Annotated in this window: 19 protein-coding genes; 15 read left to right on the forward strand and 4 right to left on the reverse strand. The window is 64.9% G+C overall.

Features of this window, described 5'->3' with window-relative positions:
• Positions 1-55: 55 nt before the first annotated feature.
• Positions 56-1,321: a DUF2254 domain-containing protein gene (locus LG299_RS12875; RefSeq protein WP_404430843.1), complete on the reverse strand. Its 1,266-nt coding sequence runs from the start codon at positions 1,319-1,321 to the stop codon at positions 56-58.
• 266 nt (positions 1,322-1,587) lie between these two features.
• The gene (locus LG299_RS12880; protein WP_404430845.1) at positions 1,588-1,788 is read right to left on the reverse strand and encodes a helix-turn-helix domain-containing protein; all 201 of its coding nucleotides are present in this window, start codon (positions 1,786-1,788) and stop codon (positions 1,588-1,590) included.
• Positions 1,789-1,875: 87 nt separating this feature from the next.
• Between LG299_RS12880 and LG299_RS12885 the strand changes: the two genes are divergently transcribed.
• The 10 genes from LG299_RS12885 to LG299_RS12930 all read left to right on the forward strand — a co-directional run bounded on the left by LG299_RS12885 (position 1,876) and on the right by LG299_RS12930 (position 14,662).
• A complete protein-coding gene (locus LG299_RS12885; RefSeq protein WP_404430847.1) occupies positions 1,876-2,892 on the forward strand; it encodes a LacI family DNA-binding transcriptional regulator in 1,017 nt (338 codons plus the stop codon).
• Positions 2,893-2,956: 64 nt separating this feature from the next.
• Positions 2,957-4,624: an ABC transporter substrate-binding protein gene (locus tag LG299_RS12890; protein WP_404430849.1), complete on the forward strand. Its 1,668-nt coding sequence runs from the start codon at positions 2,957-2,959 to the stop codon at positions 4,622-4,624.
• Positions 4,625-4,685: 61 nt separating this feature from the next.
• A complete protein-coding gene (locus LG299_RS12895) occupies positions 4,686-5,663 on the forward strand; it encodes an ABC transporter permease (protein WP_404430851.1) in 978 nt (325 codons plus the stop codon).
• Positions 5,664-5,702: 39 nt separating this feature from the next.
• Positions 5,703-6,719 (forward strand): ABC transporter permease, encoded by a 1,017-nt coding sequence (locus tag LG299_RS12900; protein ID WP_404434884.1) that lies wholly within the window; start codon positions 5,703-5,705, stop codon positions 6,717-6,719.
• Entirely contained in the window at positions 6,716-7,633 is a 918-nt protein-coding gene (locus LG299_RS12905; RefSeq protein ID WP_404430853.1) for an ABC transporter ATP-binding protein, read from the forward strand. The genes LG299_RS12900 and LG299_RS12905 overlap by 4 nt, the downstream gene beginning before the upstream one ends.
• Positions 7,630-8,661: an ATP-binding cassette domain-containing protein gene (locus LG299_RS12910; protein ID WP_404430855.1), complete on the forward strand. Its 1,032-nt coding sequence runs from the start codon at positions 7,630-7,632 to the stop codon at positions 8,659-8,661. The genes LG299_RS12905 and LG299_RS12910 overlap by 4 nt, the downstream gene beginning before the upstream one ends.
• Positions 8,658-10,142 carry a glycoside hydrolase family 32 protein gene (locus LG299_RS12915; protein WP_404430857.1) on the forward strand — a complete coding sequence of 495 codons (1,485 nt, stop codon included), beginning with the start codon at positions 8,658-8,660 and terminating at the stop codon, positions 10,140-10,142. The genes LG299_RS12910 and LG299_RS12915 overlap by 4 nt, the downstream gene beginning before the upstream one ends.
• A 47-nt stretch (positions 10,143-10,189) precedes the next feature.
• Positions 10,190-11,761: a glycoside hydrolase family 32 protein gene (locus LG299_RS12920; protein WP_404430859.1), complete on the forward strand. Its 1,572-nt coding sequence runs from the start codon at positions 10,190-10,192 to the stop codon at positions 11,759-11,761.
• Positions 11,758-12,660 (forward strand): carbohydrate kinase, encoded by a 903-nt coding sequence (locus LG299_RS12925; protein ID WP_404430861.1) that lies wholly within the window; start codon positions 11,758-11,760, stop codon positions 12,658-12,660. The genes LG299_RS12920 and LG299_RS12925 overlap by 4 nt, the downstream gene beginning before the upstream one ends.
• 190 nt (positions 12,661-12,850) lie before the next feature.
• Positions 12,851-14,662: an SLC13 family permease gene (locus LG299_RS12930; protein WP_404430863.1), complete on the forward strand. Its 1,812-nt coding sequence runs from the start codon at positions 12,851-12,853 to the stop codon at positions 14,660-14,662.
• A gap of 164 nt (positions 14,663-14,826) precedes the next feature.
• Here LG299_RS12930 and LG299_RS12935 read toward each other — a convergent pair whose 3' ends face one another.
• Entirely contained in the window at positions 14,827-16,020 is a 1,194-nt protein-coding gene (locus tag LG299_RS12935; RefSeq protein WP_404430865.1) for a threonine aldolase family protein, read from the reverse strand.
• A 252-nt stretch (positions 16,021-16,272) separates the two neighbouring features.
• Here LG299_RS12935 and LG299_RS12940 point away from each other — a divergent pair, with 252 nt between their 5' ends.
• The 5 genes from LG299_RS12940 to LG299_RS12960 all read left to right on the forward strand — a co-directional run bounded on the left by LG299_RS12940 (position 16,273) and on the right by LG299_RS12960 (position 20,696).
• Entirely contained in the window at positions 16,273-17,043 is a 771-nt protein-coding gene (locus LG299_RS12940; RefSeq protein WP_404434886.1) for an amino acid ABC transporter ATP-binding protein, read from the forward strand.
• A gap of 1 nt (position 17,044) precedes the next feature.
• Positions 17,045-17,683: an amino acid ABC transporter permease gene (locus tag LG299_RS12945; protein ID WP_404430867.1), complete on the forward strand. Its 639-nt coding sequence runs from the start codon at positions 17,045-17,047 to the stop codon at positions 17,681-17,683.
• Positions 17,680-18,351, forward strand: coding sequence for an amino acid ABC transporter permease (locus LG299_RS12950; protein ID WP_404430869.1), 672 nt, complete (start codon positions 17,680-17,682; stop codon positions 18,349-18,351). Before LG299_RS12945 ends, LG299_RS12950 begins: the two co-directional genes overlap by 4 nt.
• A 13-nt stretch (positions 18,352-18,364) precedes the next feature.
• Positions 18,365-19,207, forward strand: a complete 843-nt coding sequence (locus LG299_RS12955) for a substrate-binding periplasmic protein (protein ID WP_404430871.1) — start codon at positions 18,365-18,367, stop codon at positions 19,205-19,207.
• 82 nt (positions 19,208-19,289) lie between these two features.
• The gene (locus LG299_RS12960) at positions 19,290-20,696 is read left to right on the forward strand and encodes a DUF6421 family protein (RefSeq protein WP_404430873.1); all 1,407 of its coding nucleotides are present in this window, start codon (positions 19,290-19,292) and stop codon (positions 20,694-20,696) included.
• A gap of 102 nt (positions 20,697-20,798) precedes the next feature.
• On the opposite strand, the gene LG299_RS12965 is transcribed toward LG299_RS12960, so the two are convergent.
• Positions 20,799-21,788: a LysR family transcriptional regulator gene (locus tag LG299_RS12965; RefSeq protein ID WP_404430875.1), complete on the reverse strand. Its 990-nt coding sequence runs from the start codon at positions 21,786-21,788 to the stop codon at positions 20,799-20,801.
• Positions 21,789-21,803: the final 15 nt, after the last annotated feature.

The following is a 21,803-nucleotide window of genomic DNA, read 5'->3' on the forward strand; positions in this document are numbered from 1 at the left end:
TCGGTCGCCGGATCTACCGTGAGATTCTGCCCCACGGTAGGGCGGTGCGAAGCCGTCAGCGCCGCGTGCGGTCCCCGCCGTCGACACGCATCGCGAACTCCGCATCGCGCTTGTCGTCCATGGCCGCGCTCGTTGCGTCAGTCAGTTGGGCGAGTTGCGCGTCGAGGATCGCCCGGCGTTCGGGCAATGCGATCCTGCTCAGGTCCAAGAGCGCCTCACGCATCCGGCGCGTGACCTGGGGCGATCCCGCGCCGGCCATGCGAATCTCGTCGAACGCGAGGTGCACGAGGCCTTCCCAGTTCATCGTCGGGACGATCAGCCGCAGGTCACCCTCGTCGTCGTAGTAGCGTCCGTCGGGGAATGGGCGTCGCGCCAGCTGTCGCAGGCAATCGTGCAACCGGTCGATCGCCTGTACCGCGGTGGTCGGATCCTGGAACGGCGAGTCAGAGAGGGATCGCTCGGCGATGTCGACGAGCAGGCGCAGCCCATAGGCGACGTCCTGCTCGAGTTCCGGCTCGAACTTGAGCACGATTCCATCTCTGAGATGCTGCTGGTCGAGCCGGGATGCGTCGCCGTGCACGATCATCAAGGGCGCGCCGGCCGGGATGAACTCGCCGAGCTCGGGAACCAACTCCACCGCGCAGCCGCCGCGCCGCGCCTCCTCGACGAGATGCCGGTGGCCGATCATCGTGACGACTCCGGACTTCTCCGACGTGATCGTCGGGTTCGAACCGTGATCCGGAGTGGCGCCATCTCCCTTGTCGGGAAAGACCTTGTCCATCAGTTTTCGCGTGTCGTCGCCCACCAACTCGATGAGAGCCGACACTCGAAGCGCCTGGCCGAGGTGGTGCACGTACATGACGAGCACAGCGATGCTGATGACGACGAGGATGAAGGCAGTGACAACCGCGAGGCCCGGAACGGTGCCCTCTTCCCCATCCCCGGCCAGTGTCACCTCGCGGAGGGCGAGGATGGCGTGGACGAATGTGGCGACGAACAGCCCGATGGCGAGTTGACTGGGTTTGTCGCGCAGGATTCGCTGCACGATCCGGGGTGAGAACTGACCCATGGCGAGCTGCACCACGACCATCGTGATGGTGAGCACAAGGGCAGTGAGACTGATCATCGACCCCGCGATGACAGACAGGATGGCTATCGCCGCATCGGGACCGCCCACCAGTGACTCCGGTAGAAGCCCATTGTCGAAGAATCCGTCGATCGCGATCGTCCCGAACGAGAGCATGGCGCCGAAGATGACGCACATTACCGGTATGAACCACAGGCTCTGACGGATGGCAGTGGAAAGACGCGAGAACCTCACGGCGCAACGCCCTCAAGAGCACGTGTGCGGTGAACGCCCGGCACATTCGCAATCATGGTTCCGCCCGTCTCGATGACTGGGCGCGGGGTCCTGGTGCCGTCAACCCGAAGCTAGCACCGGTGTCTCGCCCATTCCGGACCCCTGTCGATTGCGCCTCCCGTGGGGTAGGATCGAAGGTTTCTCGTTTGCGTGGCGACTTCACAGCGCCCGAACGTGCGCGCGCCCGCGAGGTCGATCTGTCGTGATCGTCAGGGTGACTTCGCGCCTCAGCGGGTCGCGCCGCGCACCGCGGACGGTGGCACGCCGTAGGGCGCGCGGAATGCGCGACTGAAGTGAGCAGCCTCTGTGAATCCACTTGCGCGAGCAACCTCGGCGACCGACCGATTGGCGTGAGCCGGATTCGCCGACTGAATGGGCAAGCGACAGCTCTTGTGTTTGGTCGGTCTGCCAAAACTTGTGCTTGACACGTCCCGCTAACGCGGGTTAGTGTCGTCTTCATTGCTACTAACCCGCGTTAGTATGTATTTTCCTCAGCTCACACGGAAGCCCCCTCAATGTCGAAGACGACTCCCCGCCCCGTCACGATGAAAGACGTCGCCCGTCACGCCGGTGTCTCTCGCACGGCGGTCTCGCTGGTCCTGAACGGCCGGGATTCCGTGGCGCTGGCCGACGAGACGCGGGCCCGGGTCTTGGCCGTCGCGGCGGAACTCGGATACCGGCCGAACGCGGGCGCGCGGGCTCTGGCGAATCAGCGAAGCGACTGGTACGGACTCGTCACGGAGATCGTGACGGCGCCGTTCGCGGTGGACATCATCAAGGGTGCACAAGACCGCGCGCACGTCGATGAGAAGTACCTGCTGATTGCGTCGACAGAATCCGACCCTGCCGCCGAAACCGCAGTTATCGAACGCCTCCTTGAGCAGCGGGTCGAGGGTCTCCTTTACGCGGCGACGTGGCACCGAGCGGTGACACTTCCCGAGATCGCCCGAGAGGTGCCGACAGTCCTTGTGAACTGCTTCGACCGCGAGGGTCGCTTTCCCGCAGTGGTCCCCGACGAGCGCGCCGGTGGGCGCCGAGCTACGGAGCGCCTCCTCGCGGCGGGACACCGTCGCATCGGTTTCGTCAACCTCGACCCCGACATGCCGGCCGCAGTGGGTCGACGTATCGGCTTCCACGAGACATTGCGCGAGGCGGGAATCGCAAACGACGAAAATCTCGAGATCTACGGACACGCAACCGCTGACGGCGGGTACGCCGCAGCATCCGCTCTTCTCGACCTCGCCGAACCGCCCACCGCGCTCTTCTGCGCCAACGACCGTATGGCGATGGGCGCGTACGACGCAATCAAGGAGCGCGGACTGCGCATCCCCCACGACGTTGCCGTTATCGGATTCGACAATCAGGAGCTCATCGCGGCCTACCTGAGACCCGGTCTGACGACGGTGGCGCTGCCCTTCGAAACGATGGGCGCGAAAGGCGTGGATCTCCTCGCCGCCATCATCACGGGTCAGTCGACCGCCACGGAAACCGTGACGGTCGACTGCCCGCTCCTCGAACGCGCGTCGGTGTGACTGGACATCCTTGCCGGCGCGCAGCCCCTTCGGCTTCAACGAAGAAGAAAGGAACACCCTCATCATGACAGTTCACAAGAAGGCGGTGCTCATCGCCGCCGCATTCGCGGCGACGGCGGCGCTCGCGCTCTCGGGCTGCAGCGGCGGTGCGAGCACTTCCGCTGACTCGCTCGACGGCAGTCAGTTGCTCACCATTCCGCGGGAAGACATGGGAACCTTCGACCGCAATTTCAACCCGTTCTCGAACCCCGAGTTCCCGATGACGCAGCAGGCGATCTACGAATCGATGCTGGTCTACAACCCGGCGGACGGCTCCACGACTCCGTGGCTGGCGACGGAGTGGGAGGTCGCCCCCGACAGCATGGGCATCACCTACCAGCTTCGTAAAGGTGTGAAGTGGTCGGACGGTGAGGCACTCACTGCCGACGATGTCGTGCTCTCGTTCGATCTGCAGCGCGAGATCCGTGGCGGCTTCGACTACATCGAGACCGTCACCGCGATCGACCCGCTCACGGTGCAGTTCGACTTCAGCCAGCCTTTCTCGCCCGCCCTCCTCGATATCGGGCAGCAGATCATCGCGCCCGCCCACATCTGGAGCGAGGTCGAGGACACCACGAAATTCGCCAACGAGGAGCCGGTCGGTACCGGGCCCTACACCGAGGTCACCAGTTTCCAGGCCCAGTCCTTCGACCTGGGGAAGAATCCCGAGTACTGGCAACCCGAGAGGCAGCAGATCGAGGGCATCCGCATGCTCGCATTCGCGGGTAACGACGGTGCGAACCTCGCCGCAGCCAATGGCGACGTCGACTGGGCACCGCAGTTCATCCCCAACATCGAAGAGGCCTACGTCGCGAAGGACCCCGACAACCGCTTCTTCTGGTTCCCGCCCACGGGTTCGATGATCAACTGGCAGTTCAACACCACCAAGGCGCCGTTCGATGACGCGGATGTGCGTAAGGCGCTTTCGATGGCGGTTGATCGCGAGCAGGTCACCGAGATCGGGATGCAGGGCTACACCTCCGCCGCCGACTGCACGGGTCTGAGCGGCTCCTATGACACCTGGCGCGACAACACGGTCGTCGAGTCGTGCACCTGGACGGACCGTGACCTCGAGGGCGCGGGGGAACTGCTCGATGACGCGGGCATCACCCTCGGCGCAGACGGCAAGCGGGTGCTTCCCGACGGCACGCCGTTCGCGTTCGACTTCTCGGTCGGGTCGACCTCGAGTGACTGGGTGTCGGTCGGCAACGTGATCTCGCAGAATCTCGCCGAGCTGGGCGTGACGGTGACCGTCGCCGCGAAGGACTGGGGCGACGTGGTGGCCGCGTACGAGAACGGCACGTTCGACTCCGGAATTGTCTGGAGCGCCAACGCGCCGACGCCGTTCCAGTTCTACCGCGGCGTGATGTCGACCGAGACGGTGAAGCCTGTCGGCGAGCAGACCTTCGACAATTACCACCGGTTCGGCAGTCCTGAAGCTGACGCACTGCTCACGCAGTTCGCCGCCGCGCCCGACGAAGCCGCGCAGCACGACGCAGCGAACCAACTGCAAGCACTCTTCGCCGAAGAAGCTCCGGTTGCTCCGCTGTTCCCTGGACCCGAGTGGGGCGCGGCAAGCAACGAGCGATTCACGGGCTGGCCCACTGAGGAGAACCCGTACGCAACGCTGTCAACACGTTCGCGAACGACGGTTCTCGTCCTCACCACCCTCGAGCCAGTCGCCGCCGACTGAGAAACGGATCGTCCTGCTGCGTCGCGGACGCGGCGCAGCAGGACGAACCAGGAGTCACACCATGGGATACATGCTGCGACGCTTCGGGTTCTATCTCGTCGCGTTCTGGGTATCGATTACCCTCAACTTCTTTCTTCCCCGCTTCATGCCGGGAGACCCGGTGTCGCGCATGGTCGCGCGCCTCCAGGGACAGCTTCGCCCCGACCAGATCGAGGCCCTGAGAGAGTCCTTCGGACTCAGCGACGCCCCGCTCTGGGAGCAGTACCTGCGGTACCTCGGACAACTGTTCACCGGCAATCTCGGGTTCTCCATTTCGAGGTTCCCCACGCCGGTCATCGATGTCATTGGTGCCGTGATCGGGTGGACGCTTCTCCTGGGTTTCGTCTCATTGATCATCGCGGTCATCCTCGGCAACGTCCTCGGTATCCTCGCGGCCTGGCGCCGAGGCGGGATCCTCGATTCCTATGTCCCACCATTTCTCATCTTCATCGGATCGTTCCCCTACTTCTGGCTCGCCATGGGGTTGCTCTACGTATTCGGTGTCACCTTGGGCTGGTTCCCGGTCCGGCATGCCTACGGGGTGGGCACGACTCCCGAGCTGTCTCTCGCGTTCATCGGCGACGTCGCATACCACCTCGTCTTGCCCGCGACGTCGATCGTGCTCGTTTCGATCGGCGGGTGGATGCTGGGGATGCGCAACACAATGATCGCCACGAACGCCGAAGACTACATCGTGATGGCTGAGGCAAAAGGCCTTCGACCCAACCGCGTGATCACCAACTACGCGGCGCGGAATGCGTTGCTGCCATCCGTCACCGCGTTCGGCATGTCGCTCGGCTTCCTCGTCGGAGGCGCGCTCCTCACCGAGGTCGTCTTCGCCTACCCGGGGATCGGCTACACGCTGCTCTCCGCGGTGCAGAACCTCGACTATCCCCTCATGCAGGGGCTCTTCCTCACGATCACCACCTTCGTGCTGATCGCCAACTTCCTCGTGGACATCGTGTACGTGCGGCTCGACCCGCGCGTACGCGTGAGCTGAACGGAGCGCGTGATGTCACTCGCACAAAACCCCCAGGCGATGGCCGAGCTCGATCTCGGCACAGGACCTGCCCCCGACGGCGGGCTGCGGCCCGTATCGTCTCCGCGCCGTAGGCGTGGTGGTGGTGGCGGACTCTTGCGTGGCTTGGTCAGCAACTCCAAGTCGGTTGCCGGGATCGCCATTCTCGTCATCTTCGCGATCATCGCGATCTTTGCCCCCGTCATTTCACCCGGAGACCCCACCCTCATCACCGGCATGGGCTCCCAGCCGCCATCGCCCGAGCATTGGCTCGGCACCACCGCAAAAGGGCAGGATGTCCTGGCGCTCAACATCTGGGGCTCGCGCTCGTCGCTCTTCGTCGGCTTCTCCGTCGGGATTCTTGCGACGCTGGTCGGGCTTTTCGTCGGCCTCGCATCGGCATACCTCGGACGGTGGGTCGACAACCTCTTGTCGCTCGTCACCAACGTGTTCCTGCTGTTGCCTGGCCTGCCGCTCCTGGTGATCCTCGCAGCGTTCCTGCCGCAGGGCCTCGGTACTGTCATCCTGGTTCTCGTCATCACCGGGTGGGCAGGGTCGGCCCGCGTTCTCCGCTCGCAGGCGATGTCGATCAGGGGCAAGGACTTCGTCGCAGCCTCCCAGGTGACGGGTGAGAGCGGCCTGCGCATCATGTTCAAGGAGATGCTGCCGAACATGGCATCCATCGTCATGAGCACCTTCCTCGCCTGCGTCATCTTCGGAATCGGTGCACAAGCTGCCCTGGAGTTCTTGGGTCTTGGTGATATCAGCACCGTCAGTTGGGGCACCAACCTTTACTGGGCAAGCAACGACGGCGCCCTGCTGACTGGCGCATGGTGGGCGTTCGTCCCTCCCGGAGTCTGCATCGCGCTCGTCGCATTCGCGCTCGCCCTGGTCAACTACGGCGTTGACGAGACGACGAACCCGCGCCTACGCCGACCCCGTCGCCGAACCACCCCTGATGAGCCCACGCGCGTCGCGCGCCCCCAAGACAGCAGCACAGCGCTGTCCGGAGATTCGCAGAAGGAGCAGAGCCGATGAGCACCCCATTGCTAGAGATCGAAGATCTCAGCGTTGAATACGTCACCGAGGCGCGCACGATCCGGGCGGTCGACCGCGTCAGCTTCTCGATCGCAGAACGCGAAGTGTTCGGGTTGGCCGGTGAGTCCGGATGCGGCAAGTCCACTATCGCCAACGCCATCCTCCGCCTGTTGCGTGACCCCGCCGTCATCTCGGGAGGATTCATCCGGTTTGCCGGTACCGACGTGCTGGCACTGAGCGCCACTGAACTGCGGGCATTCCGCTGGCGTCAGGTCGCGATGGTCTTCCAGAGCGCGATGAACTCACTGAACCCCGTGCTGACGATCGGTGAACAGATCGCCGACATCTTCACCACCCACGAAGGGGTGTCGAAGAAGGCGGCGCTAGTTCGAGCTGGCGAGCTTCTCGATCTCGTCGGCATTCCGCGTGACCGCCTCCGTTCCTACCCGCATCAGTTGTCGGGAGGAATGCGGCAACGTGTCGTCATTGCAATGGCAACGGCGCTACGGCCACCTCTGTTGATCATGGACGAGCCCACAACCGCGCTCGACGTGGTCGTGCAGCAGGAGATCATGGCGCAGATCAAGGAGCTGCAACAAGAGTTGGGATTCGCGATCCTCTTCATCACGCACGACATCTCTCTGATGGTCGAACTGTCTGACCGCATGGCGATCATGTACGCCGGTCGCTTTGTTGAGACCGCGCCCGCGAAAGAGATCTTCGACGGCCCGAAGCATCCCTACACCCGTGCCCTCATGAGCGCGTTTCCCCCGATGACGGGCCCACGAACACGGCTTCAGGGCCTGGGTGAGGGCGTGCGATTCCGCGACATTCCCAACCTCGAAGCGGTGACGCCGTCCCATTGGGTCGCCCCCAGCACTGACGCTGACCTGATTACGGAGGCCATCGCATGACCATCACAGAAACCCCCGTGCTGTCCGCGCGAGGACTTCAAAAGACTTTCACGGTCGGCGGCGCGTTCTCGCGCACGCAGGTACGCGCCCTCGGCGGGGTCGACCTCGATATTGCTCATGGCGAGATCGTGGCGCTCGTCGGTGAGTCGGGCAGCGGAAAGTCCACGCTCGCACGATGCATCGCCCGCCTGGAGCAGCCTTCCGCGGGGACCTTCCTGTTCGAGGGCGAAGACATCATGGCCACGTCGAAGCGGAGAGCGACGCGCGAGTACCGCTCGGCGGTGCAGATGATCTTCCAGGATCCCTTCGGCTCGCTGAATCCGGTCCATCGCATCGGCCACTTCCTCGAGCGGCCACTGCGCATCCACGGTGCCGCGTCCGGCCGCGCCGCGATCGAGCAGGCCAAGCGTCGCCTCATGGCGAAAGTCGGGCTGCCCGAAGAGATGCTCGATCGATACCCGCACGAGCTCTCGGGGGGTCAGCGGCAGCGCATCGCGATCGCACGCGCCTTGGCGGTCAACCCTCGATTGTTGCTCGCGGACGAGCCGACGTCGATGCTCGATGTGTCCGTGCGTATCGGTGTGCTCAACCTCATGCGCAGCCTCTGCGAAGAGCAGGGCATCTCCATGCTTTACATCACGCATGACCTCGCGTCGGCACGCTACCTGGCCGATCGCATCGTCGTCATGTTCGCCGGGGAGTTCGTCGAGGGTGGCGATGCGATGGAGCTGCTCGCACACCCCGCCCACCCGTACACGCAACTTCTCATCTCTGCGGTGCCCGATCCGAAACGCACCGATCCGTTCGATGCCGTCGAGCGAGCGAATCTCCGTCGGGAGGTCTTGCAACCGACCGAATGCCGATGGTCTGGGCAGACAGCGGAACCCTGCTCGGCTGAAAAGCCGGTGTTCCATCGATTGAGTGAGAAGCCGCAGCACTGGGTGAGGTGCGGGCTGTACGCACCGCCCTCGGACGCACCCGGAACCGCACTGGAAGCCGCAGACGACTTGGAGAACGACACCGCATGACCAACCACACCGCGGCCCCCGACGTGGTAGCCACTGATCTCGCGGCCCGTGCTGCGGGTGACCCGCACCGCCCGGCATTCCATTTCGTTGCACCGGCAGGGTGGTTGAACGACCCCAACGGACTCACGCAACGGGACGGCTGGTACCACCTTTTCTACCAGTACAACCCGTACGCCGCGATCCACGACCGGATCCACTGGGGGCATGCCCGCAGCACCGACCTTATGCATTGGGAGCACCTTCCGATCGCACTCACGCCCGGCAACGGGCCCGACGCCGATGGCTGCTGGTCGGGTGTGCTGGTAGACGACGGCGGCGTCCCGACTCTGGTGTACTCGGGCCGCAGCGACGGCATCGAGCTGCCCTGTGTGGCCACAGGTTCGGCTGACCTGGTGGAGTGGACGACGGCTGCCGCGAACCCGGTCATTCCCGCTCCACCCAGCGACCTCGACATCGTCGCCTTCCGCGACCATTGCGTGTGGCGCGAGCCGGAGTACAACGGAGCGCCCGGACGGTGGCGCCAGATCATCGGCGCCGGCATTCGCGGTGTAGGTGGGACTGCGCTGCTCTATGAGTCCGACGACCTGCGTTCGTGGCAGTACGTCGGGCCACTCCTGGTCGGTGACGCGGACGCTCAGGCACGCACGGCTCCGGATTGGACCGGGACGATGTGGGAATGCGTCGAACTGTTCCGCGTCGACTCGGAGGAGAACGCGACGGACGTCCTGGTCTTCTCCGCATGGGACGACGGTGTTACGCACCACCCGCTTTACTGGACCGGCGACTACCGGGGCGATCAATTCGAACCCAGGGCGCTGCATCGCCTCGACCTGGGCGGTCGCTTCTTTTATGCGCCGCAATCCATGCAGGACGCGGCCGGTAGGCGCCTCATGTTCGGCTGGATGCAGGAGGGACGAACGGATGCCGCAGCCGTCGCCGCCGGATGGTCCGGGGTGATGTCGCTACCGCGCGTGGTCTCCGCTGGCGCGGACGGTGCGCTGCACCTGGCGCCGGCACCAGAGGTCGACGCTCTGCGTACCGAGCTACTTTTCGACGGCGACGCATCCTCGCCGAAACTCGGCGCACTCGATGGCGATCAACTCGATCTTGAGCTTGTCGTGATCCTGGCTCCCGGCGGCTCCGTCGAACTCACGGTGCGCGCCGCACCCGACGGTCAGGAGCAGACCGTCTACCGCCTGCGCCGGGTCGGCGGCGAGGCGGAGTTCTCGCTCGACCGATCTCGATCCAGCCTCGATGAGACCACTGACGCGCGGGCGCTGTCGGGGCGTATACCGCTCGACGGCGACACTGTGCGACTACGCGTTCTCGTGGATCACTCCGCGCTGGAGGCTTTCGCGAACGGCGTCCCACTCGCCGCCCGGGTCTACCCCACGCGCCCCGATGCGAATCGCATCGCGGTCACCCTGAATGATGCACAGGGTTCAATCCGCGCCTGGCGCGTCGCATCCACCCGCAATTGACCACCCCCACCGGCAGCGGTCACGCTGCACGCAAGAGAAGGCGAAACATGGAAGATTCATTCAGCGTCTCGCGTCGAGCGCTCTTCACCGGAGCTGGCGCGGTAGCTCTCTCGGGCACGCTCGTAGCTGCCGGCGCACCCGCGGCGGCAAGCCCCGGTGCCGCCGCGACCGGCTCCACCTCGAAAGGACGCATGCGCATGCGACCTGCCTATCACTTCAGCGTTCCCGACAACTGGAAGAACGATCCGCAGCGCCCGATCTACCTCGATGGCGAGTACCACTACTACTACCTGTACAACGCCGACTACATCGACGGCGGCGGAGGCACTGCCTGGCGCCGGGCAACGACCCGTGACCACGTCTCGTTCCGCGACCGTGGCGTCGCGATCCCGAAGTTCAGCGACGGGAACGGCGACTGCTGGTCGGGATGCCTCGTCGTCGACGAACACGACACCGCCGGGTACGGCAAGGGCGCCGTCATCGCGCTCGTGACGCAGGCGCCTGCAGGGAAGCAAGCGCAGTATCTGTGGTACTCAACCGACCGCGGACGGTCATTCCGTCCAGGTGGGGATTCGCCGGTGCTGCCGAACCCGGGGGTAGCTGACTTCCGCGATCCGAAAGTGATCTGGGACGCCGACCGCGGGCGCTGGTTCATGGCGAACGCGGAAGGGCAGACGATCGGGTTCTACACCTCGGTCAACCTGCGCTCGTGGAAGCGTGTCGGCGAGTTTCGACGCGCCGATCTCGGCGTTCTTGAGTGCCCCGACATCTTCCGCATGACCGCGAACGACGGCACCTCGCACTGGGTGCTGGGGATCAGCGCCAACGGCAAGGGGCGGGGGCTTCCCGCAACCTACGCATACTGGACCGGGGCATTCGATGGCGCATCATTTGCTCCCGATCACGGCGAACCGCAATGGTTGGACTACGGGTTCGACTTCTATGGCGCCGTGACCTACCCGAATCATGATGCGTCAGGGGCCGAAGATTCGGCTCTGCGCCGCGTGATCGGTTGGGCCAACTTCTGGGACTACCCTCACAACACCCCCACACTCGCCACCGATGGGTACAACGGCGACGACATGATCGTGCGCGACATCCGCCTCATGCGAGGGAACGACGGGTACTACCTCGCGTCGACGCCCACCGCGGCGCTCGAAAAGCACGCAAAGAAGACGCATCAACTCGGCGATGTCGTCGTGAACGGGACCCGGGATCTCGACGTCCGATCGCTCGCGTACGACCTGACGTGCGAAATGACGTGGGACCCCGCGGCGGCACCGGCCAATGTCGGCGTCGAAGTGTGCCGCGCTCCCGGCGGCGGACGTCACGTAGCCGTCGGCGCATTCCTGCGCGGGCCATTCGTCTATGTCAACCGGCGTCCCACCATCAACCCCACGGGTGGAGAGTCGCAGACGCCGATCGACCCTTCCTCCGGCCGGCTCACTGTTCGCATCCTCGTCGACCGCACAAGCGTGGAACTCTTTGTCGGGGACGGTCGGGTCGTGCACTCCCACCGTGTGTTCCCCCTTGAGGGCGATGACCGCATCCGTCTCTATGCCAACGAAGGTCAAGCCACATTCCGTGGGCTTGCCATTCGGGAGATGTCGGTCCTGTGAGCGCGCTCGTCATCGGTGAGTCACTCATCGACATCGTCGACGCGCCCGGACAACCGTTTCGTCGGACTCCGGGTGGCGGTCCACTCAACGTGGCCATCGGTCTGGCGCGGCTCGGCGTCCCGACGGCGCTGCTCACATGTGTGGGCGCCGACTCCGATGGTGACCTGCTGATGAGCGCGCTCGACGGAGCCGACGTGACCTTCGTCGGAGAACGTATCGGGGCGACGTCGACCGCACTCGCAACCCTGGATGATGCTGGTTCGGCGACCTACGAGTTCGCGCTCGACTGGGATCCACGACCGATAAACAACGTGTGCATCGATGACCCATTGGACGCGCTGCACATCGGGTCGATTGGTGCCTTCGTCGCTCCCGGACGCGATGTCGTCGACCAGTTTCTTCAGGAGCGACGCGCACGTCTGCGCTCCTTCGACCCCAACATCCGACCGGCCCTCGTCGGGTCACCTTCCGCGGCACGAGCACGCGTGGAGTACATCAGCCAACGCGTGGATGTCATCAAACTCAGCGACGAGGACGCCTCCTGGCTTTATCCCGGGGTCGAGATGAGTGACGTCATCTCATCCCTGCTCGCACTCGGTCCCGAGCTCGTCGCGTTGACGAGGGGTGCCTTGGGGTCAATCGTCTCCACGCATCAGCACAGGGTCGAGGTCCCCTCTCCACGGGTCCAGGTCGTGGACACAATCGGTGCCGGCGATGCCTATATGTCAGCGCTTCTCGGAGCGCTGATCCTCAACGATGCGGCTCGACTTGGACTCGCGAACCTTGGCCCCGGCACCCTTCTCGATGTCGGGGCCATGGCCTCGCGCGCCGCTGCCTTCGTCGTGGGACGTGCCGGTGCAGTCCCGCCGTCGTTTCAGCAGCTCCAGCTCGGCACATAGCCGGGTGTCGGCCGAAGCGCGACTCGACCTCCGCTTCCAATGCTGCGATCTACCGGTCATCGCGGTCAAGGACATCGAAACCGACCGGCTCCCGACGGCGCAACGTGGGAGCGGGACACTACCGCCTTCCTTGAAGTTGTCATGGCACTCGATACGCTTCACGTGACCCATCGGCGACAGGAGGCCGCGTTTGAACGGCGAGCTGGCAGTGGTGCTGATCCTCCTGGTCGGAGCGATCGTGATGTTCGCCATCGGGCGGCCGCGTATGGACGTCGTGGCGACGATCATGATCGTCGCGCTTCCGCTGACCGGCATCCTCACCGTCCCTGAGACGCTCGCCGGTTTCGCTGACCCGAACGTCGTGCTGATAGCTGCGCTCTTCGTGGTGGGCGAGGGCCTTTCGCGCACCGGCGTCACGTATCGGCTAGGGGACTGGTTGGCGAGGACGGCGGGGACGAGCGCGACCCGCGTCATCGTGCTCCTCATGTTGTGCGTCGCTCTGCTGGGGGCGGTGATGAGCTCGACCGGGGTCGTCGCCATCTTTATCCCGGTGGCGTTGAGCGTGGCATCCCGTACCGGAATCTCGCCGCGCCAACTGCTGATGCCGATCAGCTTCGCTGGGCTCATCAGCGGCATGCTCACGCTGATAGCGACGACACCGAACCTCGTGATCGACGCCGAGCTGCAGCGACAGGGTCTGGATGGATTCGGATTCTTCGCGCCCACCCCGTTCGGGCTCGTCATCCTGGTGCTCGGGATCGGGTACATGCTGATCGCCCGCCGACTACTCGGTGAGGAGCAGATCGCCGACGGGACCAAGCGATCGACTTTCGGGAGCCTCATCCTCGATTACGGTGTGGACGCCCGGACGCATCGCTACCGCGTCACGGCAGGATCACCGCTGATCGGGCAACGATTGGCGGATGCCGAGTTCGGTGTGGATGCGATGGTCGGTGTGTTGGTGCTCGAGCGCACGCGACTGCTACGTACAACCGTGCGCACGTCCGCGGACGATGCCGTCCTCACCACGGGGGACGTCGTGGTGGTGGACCTGGAAGTGCCGTCTGCGGAACGGCGTCGGCTCCGACTCGAAGAACTGCCGATGACCCCAGACTTCTTTGATTCGTATTCGCGGATGGTGGGCATGGCTGAAGTCATGATCGCTCCCAACTCCTTTGCGCGAGGGCTCAGCGTTCGGTCCATCCGCTTCCAACAGAAGCATGATCTCGTTGTGCTGGGGGTCCGGCATCGGCGCGAGGCGGCAGGGAACGCATTCCCCGCAATCAGACTCGCAACGGGAGACACCCTGCTTGTTGCGGGCGGGTGGGATGCGATCCACAGGCTCCAGGCACAGCCCCAGGACTTCATCATGCTCGACCTCCCCGCCGAGGTGAAAGAGGTCGCACCCGCCGCCAATCAAGCCCCGTTCGCAATCGGCGCCGTCGTCGTGATGGTCGCGCTCATGGTCACCGGCATTGTGCCCAACGTGATCGCAGCACTCATCTCGTGCCTCCTGATGGGGCTGTTCCGATGCATCGACATGCCGAGTGCCTACCGTTCAATCCACTGGCCCACGATCCTGCTCATCGTCGGGATGCTGCCGTTCGCGCTCGCCCTGCAGCGCACGGGCGGCGTGGATCTCGTCGTCGACGGCCTGCTCGGCGGGCTCGGCGACGCAAGCCCGACCATCCTGCTTGCCGGTGTCTTTTTGCTCACCGCAGTCATTGGCCTCTTCGTCTCCAACACAGCAACCGCCGTGCTCATGGGGCCGATCGCGATCGGGATCGCCACGCAGCTCGGAGTCTCGCCCTATCCGTTCGCGATGATCGTCGCACTGGCAGCATCCGCCGCATTCATGACACCCGTCTCGTCACCCGTGAACACCCTCGTGGTCGAACCCGGCCGGTACTCTTTCCTCGACTTCTTCAAGGTCGGTGCACCCTTCACGCTCGTCGTCCTCGTCGTCAGCGTGGTCATGGTGCCGTTAGTCCTCCCGTTCTGATTCCTTTGTTCGTCGGTGATGCTTACCGGCTCGCACGCGAACGCACGTCGCAGGAGGCGTAAGAGTCGTTGAACGCATCGGCGACGTCTCCGGGGTGGACTGAGGGATCACTCTCGATGCGTTCGATCCCGCCGCGACAAGATCAGTCTGCCCGCGCTGACGGGCTATGGACGTCGGAACGCTTCGCCAGCGAGACCGGCGTGTATGGTTCGATCATCGCGTGGGCGGTCGCGGGCGTCGGCGTGCTCGTGCTCGCGTTCGTCTTCCAGGCGCGTTTGCCTCCGGAAGTGCATCCGCGTCGTTTCATGCGCGATCGCGGCGATGAAGGCGTCGATGTCGGTTTCGGTGGTGTCGAAGCTGCACATCCAGCGCACTTCGTTCTTCGCGGCGTCCCAGTCGTAGAAACGGAAGGACTCGCGCAGGCGGTCGGCGACACCGTCGGGCACGGTCGCGAACACGCCGTTGGCCTGGGTGGGTTGAGTGAAGGCGACGCCGTGGATTGACCCGTCGGCGAGCCCTGCCTCGACCCCGGCCCGCAGACGCCGGGCCATGGCGTTGGAGTGGGTCGCGTTGCGCAACCACAGGTCGCCCTCGAGCAGCGCGATGAGCTGAGCCGAGACGAACCGCATCTTCGATGACAGCTGCATGTTCAGCTTGCGCAGGAAGGTAAGCCCCGCCGACGCGGACGGGTCGAGCACGACGATTGCCTCGCCGAGCATCGCGCCGTTCTTCGTGCCGCCGAAGCTGAGGATGTCCACGCCGATGTCGCGCGTGAATGCGCGCAGGGGCACGCCGAGGGATGCTGCGGCGTTGGAGATCCGCGCACCGTCGAGGTGCAGTTTCATGCCGAGCGAGTGGGTGTGATCGGCGATCGCGCGCAGCTCGTCGACCGAGTACAGCGTGCCGAGCTCCGTGGACTGGGTGATCGAGACCACGAGCGGTTGAGCGCGGTGTTCGTCGCCCCAGCCCCAGGCCTCGCGGTCGATGAGTTCGGGGGTGAGCTTGCCGTCGTCGGTGGGGACGGTCAGGAGCTTGATGCCCGCGACCCGCTCGGGTGCCCCGCCTTCGTCGACGTTGATGTGCGCGGTGGATGCCGCGATCACCGCACCCCAGCGGGGGAGCATCGACTGCAGCCCGACGACATTCGCGCCGGTGCCGTTGAAGACGGGGAACGCTTCGACGCCCTCGCCGAAGTGGCCAGCCATGACCTCTTGCAGGCGGGCGGTGTACTCGTCCTCCCCATAGGCGACCTGGTGTCCTGCGTTCGCCGAAGCGATCGCGGCGAGCACCTCGGGGTGAATGCCGGAGTAGTTGTCGGACGCAAAGCCGCGGTTCTTCGGGTCGTGGAGCGTGATCACGAGTATCAAGCCTATGTCTCGGCATCCCGGACCACGGGCCTCCGAGGCCGTAACCGTCGCGGTCAGCGCAAACAGTTCTTGCGCTCGCTCAACCGACGGTGGCTCTCAGCCCCTATTCGATGATGACGCATCCGGCGGATTCTGGTCTGAGGAAACCTGACAACGCCGCGGCGGTGACGCGAGCAGCTGTGACGAAGCGGCGAGGGACACGGTTTCGGCTTACGTCAGACGAGTTTGAGGAACGAGTTCGACATGAACGAACCACATCCAGGCAAAGGCAACGCGATTTCGTTGCAGGCCGTTGTGAAGCGCTACGGCGAGCACACGGTTATCGATGATGTCTCACTCGATGTGCGTGAGGGGGAAGTCGTTGCCATCATCGGCCCGTCTGGTGCGGGAAAGTCGACGCTTCTCCGATGCATCAACCTGCTCGAGGTTCCCGACAGTGGGTGCATCACGGTGGAGGGCACCAAAGTTGATGCCGGATCGGACATCAGCCGAAAGTCCCTGCAGGCTCTTCGGCGCAACGTGGGCATGGTGTTTCAGTCGTTCAACCTGTTCCCGCACATGAGCGTGCTGCGCAACGTCAGCCTTCCCCAGGAACGTGTGCTCGGCCGGAGCCGGGGTGATGCGAACGCCCGCTCGATGGCTCTCCTGGAGCGGGTCGGTCTCGCCGACAAAGCGGACCAATTCCCGGCCCGTTGCTCCGGCGGCCAGCAGCAGCGCATCGCCATAGCCCGCGCGCTGGCATTGGACCCGCGCGTGATGCTCTTCGATGAGCCGACCTCCGCGCTGGACCCGGAAGTCGGGCTGGAGGTTCTCGCGGTGATGCGCGAACTGGCGCGGGACGGCATGACGATGGTCGTCGTCACCCACGAGATGCAGTTCGCCCGCGACGTATCGGACCGGGTCGTCGTGATGGCCAAGGGCGCGGTACTCGAGCAGGGCGACCCTGAGCGGGTGTTCACCGAACCGGTCCATGAGCGCACCCGACAGTTCCTGCGGGCCGTGCTGGAGCGCTGACATGGATCATCTGGTAGTCGTCGCTCAGGGCGTGCAGATGACCCTTCTGGTGACGGTGTACTCCTTCGTGATCGGCGCAGTCGGCGGTGTGCCGCTGGCTATGGCCCGCCGCTCGCGCTTCGGCGTCGTCCGGTTCCTGGCGCGGGCGGTCATCGAGGTGCTCCGCGGCGTGCCCCCGCTGGTGTGGCTGTTCATCCTCTATTTCGGCGTCAGCATCGGCGCCATCAAGTTCGATTCGTTCACCGCGGCCGTGGTCGGCTTCGGACTCATATCATCCGCCTACATGGCCGAAATCTACCGCGGGGGTCTGTCGGCGATCAGCGACGGCCAGTGGGAGGCGAGCGACGCCCTCGGTATGTCGCGATCAGCGACCCTCGCCAGCGTCATCGGACCGCAAGTGATTCGCGTCTCCATTCCCGCGGCGGCCACATTCGGCATCGGCCTGCTCAAAGACTCATCCGTCGCGTCCGTCATCGGCGTGCAGGACATCGTGTTCTTCGCATACCAGGATGCGAGCCAGACCGCGCAGGGCATCGTCCCGTTCCTGTATGCGGCGGGGCTATACATCGCCATGACCATTCCCTGTGCCTGGGTCACGCGCCGCTTGGACTCGACATTGCGAAAGAGGGTCGCCCGATGAATCTCATCGAGGACTGGCTGCAGTACTGGCCGCAACTGCTCTCGGGCCTTTGGGTGAGTCTGCAACTGACGGCTGTCATCCTGCTGGTCGGACTGCCGGCGGGCCTCGTGCTCGCGCTCGGTGCGAACGCGGAGAATCGTGCGCTGCGCATGACCAGCATCGTTGTGGTGGAGATCGGGCGAGGCACTCCCGCGCTCGTGGTGCTGCAACTGGTCTACTTCGGTCTGCCGACAGTCGGGACGACGTTCGATTCGTTCACGGCATCGGTGATCGCGCTCGGCCTCACGACGGCGGCGTACACGAGCGAGATCATCCGCGGCGGGTTGCAGGCAGTACCCGAGCCCGAAGTGGAGGCCGCCGACGCGCTCGGACTCAGTCGCGTGGACACGCTGCGCTTCGTCGTCATTCCCCAGGGCATACGTATCGCCATCCCGCCGCTCGTCGGGTTCTCGATCATGATCTTTCAGGCGACCTCGTTGACGTACACGATCGCGATGCCCGAGCTGATGTCGCAGGCATACTCCATCGGCTCAACCACCTTCCACTACCTCAGCATCCTCACCCTCGCCGGCATGCTCTACGCCGCCGTCACGATCCCTGCGAGCTGGATGGCCACTCGCATCGAGAAGCGCCTCGCGCCGCACCGGACGCCTGTCGCCGCCCACTGAAAGGAGCAAGACCATGCAACATCGCACCAAGACCGTCCTGGTCGCAGCAGCCGCCACCGTCGTGGCGACCGTTCTCGCCGGCTGCGGAGCAGCAACCGCGACATCAAACGTCACGGCGGATTGCACACCCGCGGACACATTGACCACCATCACCGGGGGCACTCTCACGGTCACCCTGGCCGCCCTGCCACCGTTCGTCACCGCTGATGGCTCGACCGTCGGCGGAATCGACGGCGAGATCCTCACAGCGTTCGCCGAGGAACAGTGCCTCACCGTCACCGGCACGCCCGTCGCCACCGCCGCCGTCATTCCTGCCGTGCAGACAGGACGCTCGGACGTCGCGGCCGGCTCGTGGTGGCGCTCTGCGTCGCGCGCGGAAATCGTCGGGCTCACGGGCCCGATCTATCTCGACCAGATGGCCTACATTTCCGAAGAGGGGTTCTCCTCTCTGTCGGAGATGGAAGGCAAGCCGGTGGGGACTGTCGACGGATACCTCTGGACAGCCGAGGCCAAGGCGTACTTCGGCGACGCTCTGAAGGTGTACAAGTCGACGCCCGACATGTACAACGACCTCACGGCGGGTCGCATCGACGTCGCTATGGACAGCTTCGGTTCCGGCTCGTTCAACGCGCCGGACTTCGCGGTCGAGGTGGCCGAACCCGACCCCGCCATCGGCGCATCGCTGGAGGCGCCGCAGACGACCTTCCCGGTTTCGCTGGACAACCCAGAACTGCTCGCTGCGCTGGACTCCTTCATCGTCGCCATGAGGGAGGACGGCCGATTGGCCGAGATCCTCGAGGCGCACGGACTGCCCGCCTCCGCCGCAGATACCGGTGAGCCCCGACTCATCGAATAGCTGGTTGCCGGGCGGGCGAGTCGCGACAAACCCCGCCCGCCCGGCAGCCTTACCGCCACCGTTTCGATGAAAGGAGATACCGATGACCCCTGAGACCACGCACGCCGTGGCCGAGATGGCCGGAAGTGACCGGCTGGCGACGAACCCTGACTGGCTTTCGCTCAAGCAAGCCGTGATCGACTTGCAGTCGCTGCAGACAAAAGACGGCTCCGTTCCGGAGTTGGCGAGACACGAGGCGGCGGCCGAGCTGGTGAGCGGCATCCTGCACGCCGTGGCTGAGCTTGCACCCCTGTTCCCGCATGACTCCGAGTATCTCGACGCGCTCGACCGGGACTTCCGGTCCTGGGCGGACGGCGGCTTCGGCGTCCCTGACTTCCACGATTCGCTCGTCGCTTTTCAGCCTCAGCTGCATCGTGTGAATGGGCTTACACACCTTGTGATCTTCCCGATGTACACCCAGAACGGCAGCAACAACCGATTCGTCGAGGCCGTGCTGGTCGAGGTCATCTGGCCGGACTTCATCGATGAGTTGGAGAACGAGTACGCCAACCCACTGTTCGTACCCATCGCGTTCATCGACTTCACGCCGGGATATGACACCAACTCCGCGGTGCTGTTCCCGGAGAGCGTCGCGGTCAAGGTGGTGCCGACATTCACCTGGGGTGCCATATTCCAGGATCGAGAGGCGGCCCGCTACCGGCGCGTCGTACGAGAGGCTGTGGAGATCACGAAGCTCGACCTGCCTGCGGATGCTGCCCGCCTGCTCGAGGACCAGCACCTCGCGGAGAAGACCTTCGTGATGTGGGACCTCATCCACGACCGCAGTCACATGCGCGGCGATCTCCCCTTCGACCCTTTCATGATCAAGCAGCGTATGCCGTACTTCTTGTACTCGCTCGAGGAACTGCGCTGCGACCTGACCGCATTCCGCGAGTCCGTGCGCTTGGAGCGGGAGCTCGCACTTCTTCCGCGCGAGGCGTTGTCGGCCGCTCAACGCGAGATCCGCGAACACGCGAAACTCGTCCAGTACGCCGTCATCTTCGATCGCATCTTTCGGTTTGCCCTCACCGGCACTCGAGTGCGCAACTACGACGGGCTCGGCGGCCAGCTCTTGTTCGCGTGGCTGCACCAGCACGGCGTGCTGCACTGGACCGACACCCAACTCGCCATCGACTGGGACGCTGTGCCTGAGGTGGTCGTGGCGCTCAGCGACCGCATCAACCGGCTCTACTGGGAGTCCATCGACCGACCGAAGACGGCACATTGGCTCGCTGCGTACGAAATGCTCACCGAAACGCTCACACCGCATCCCGCGTCGATCTGGGCTCGGGGATTGCCAGACGAGACGCTCGCCGGCGCGCCGGCCGGATACACCGATGCCGTGCTCGACGACGAGTTTCCGCTTTCGATGTTCTACGAGGCTCTCGGCCGCAAGATCGCACCGGTCATCGAATCGACCACGGGGATCACCCGCCGGCTGAAGACCTGACTTTCTCAAACTGGGGGGCGGCCTGTGCGAGATGCACGGGCCGCCCTCGTCTGCCTGAAGCCGTCGGCCTCGACGGACAGTGTCAACGGCGCCCGGCGGTGCTCAGCTGGCGACAGCCATGAGCGATGCCAGGTCTTCGACTGCGGTGAGGGGCCGTGGAGGACGAGCGGCCGTCGAAACGCCGGGCAACTCCTCGGCGAGCTTGTTGGCGACGCGCTTCAGCGAGCTGACTGCATCCGAGGCGCGGCTGTTCTGCTGCCCGGCGTGATGGAGTGCGACCACGCGGCGGAGGGCAGTCCGATTCGGTGTGGTCAGCGGCACGACGTGGTCGGTGGGCAGGACGGACATCGCGGGGACCAGTGCGATACCGAGGCCTGCATGAACGAGCCCGCGCACGCTGTCGCAGTGGGCGCCGCGCATCGCAATGAGGGGGTCGAAGCCGGCGGCTGCGCACAGTCGCGCAAGGCAGGTGTCGGCGGCCGTGCCCTCTTTGGTGGACACCCAGGTCTCGTCCGAAAGGTCTTCGATGTCCACGGCATTCGCGTGGAGCAGCGGGTGAGAACGGGGGACCAGGAGATGGAGGTCCTCATCGAGCAGGTGTGTGACGGTCACTCTCGCGGGCCAGCGCTGTGGCACGAGGTGGAACTCGTACACGACTGCGATGTCCAGCGCCGCATCGCTGAGTTTCATGATGAGGTCTTCGGGCTCCCCGTCGTCCACGGAGATGTCCATCCGGGGGTGGGTGCGCAGGTAGCCGGCGAGGCTGCGGGGAACCAACAGCTCGTTCGCGGTCGCGAAGCCCCCGACGCGGAGCTGGCCGAGGGTTCCCGAGTTCAAGCCACGGACGTCGTCTTCGAGCGCTCCCAGCGCGGCGAGGATGTCGTGAGCGCGTTCGGCAAGAAACGTCGCGGTCGGCGTCGGTCGAATACTGTGCGCGTCCCGCTCGAACAGTTCCAGTTGCAGGCTCTGCTCCAAGGCTGCGACCTGCTGGGAGACGGCCGACCCGGTGTACCCGATCTGACGGGCGGCGTTGGCGAAGGAACCGGTGCGCACGACGACAGCGAGGGTGCGGAGGTGGACGGGATTGAGCATGGTGGGTCGGTCCCT

The organism is Microbacterium lacus, from assembly GCF_044794305.1.
Classification (GTDB): Bacteria; Actinomycetota; Actinomycetes; order Actinomycetales; family Microbacteriaceae; genus Microbacterium; species Microbacterium lacus_B.

Coding starts and splice junctions, on each gene's coding strand:
- LG299_RS12920 (WP_404430859.1), top strand. CDS start 10,190: ATGGAAGATTCATTCAGCGTCTCGCGTCGAGCGCTCTTCACCGGAGCT.
- LG299_RS12955 (WP_404430871.1), top strand. CDS start 18,365: ATGCAACATCGCACCAAGACCGTCCTGGTCGCAGCAGCCGCCACCGTC.
- LG299_RS12950 (WP_404430869.1), top strand. CDS start 17,680: ATGAATCTCATCGAGGACTGGCTGCAGTACTGGCCGCAACTGCTCTCG.
- LG299_RS12900 (WP_404434884.1), top strand. CDS start 5,703: ATGGCCGAGCTCGATCTCGGCACAGGACCTGCCCCCGACGGCGGGCTG.
- LG299_RS12915 (WP_404430857.1), top strand. CDS start 8,658: ATGACCAACCACACCGCGGCCCCCGACGTGGTAGCCACTGATCTCGCG.
- LG299_RS12890 (WP_404430849.1), top strand. CDS start 2,957: ATGACAGTTCACAAGAAGGCGGTGCTCATCGCCGCCGCATTCGCGGCG.
- LG299_RS12885 (WP_404430847.1), top strand. CDS start 1,876: ATGTCGAAGACGACTCCCCGCCCCGTCACGATGAAAGACGTCGCCCGT.
- LG299_RS12940 (WP_404434886.1), top strand. CDS start 16,273: ATGAACGAACCACATCCAGGCAAAGGCAACGCGATTTCGTTGCAGGCC.
- LG299_RS12905 (WP_404430853.1), top strand. CDS start 6,716: ATGAGCACCCCATTGCTAGAGATCGAAGATCTCAGCGTTGAATACGTC.
- LG299_RS12960 (WP_404430873.1), top strand. CDS start 19,290: ATGACCCCTGAGACCACGCACGCCGTGGCCGAGATGGCCGGAAGTGAC.
- LG299_RS12895 (WP_404430851.1), top strand. CDS start 4,686: ATGGGATACATGCTGCGACGCTTCGGGTTCTATCTCGTCGCGTTCTGG.
- LG299_RS12965 (WP_404430875.1), bottom strand. CDS start 21,788: ATGCTCAATCCCGTCCACCTCCGCACCCTCGCTGTCGTCGTGCGCACC.
- LG299_RS12910 (WP_404430855.1), top strand. CDS start 7,630: ATGACCATCACAGAAACCCCCGTGCTGTCCGCGCGAGGACTTCAAAAG.
- LG299_RS12945 (WP_404430867.1), top strand. CDS start 17,045: ATGGATCATCTGGTAGTCGTCGCTCAGGGCGTGCAGATGACCCTTCTG.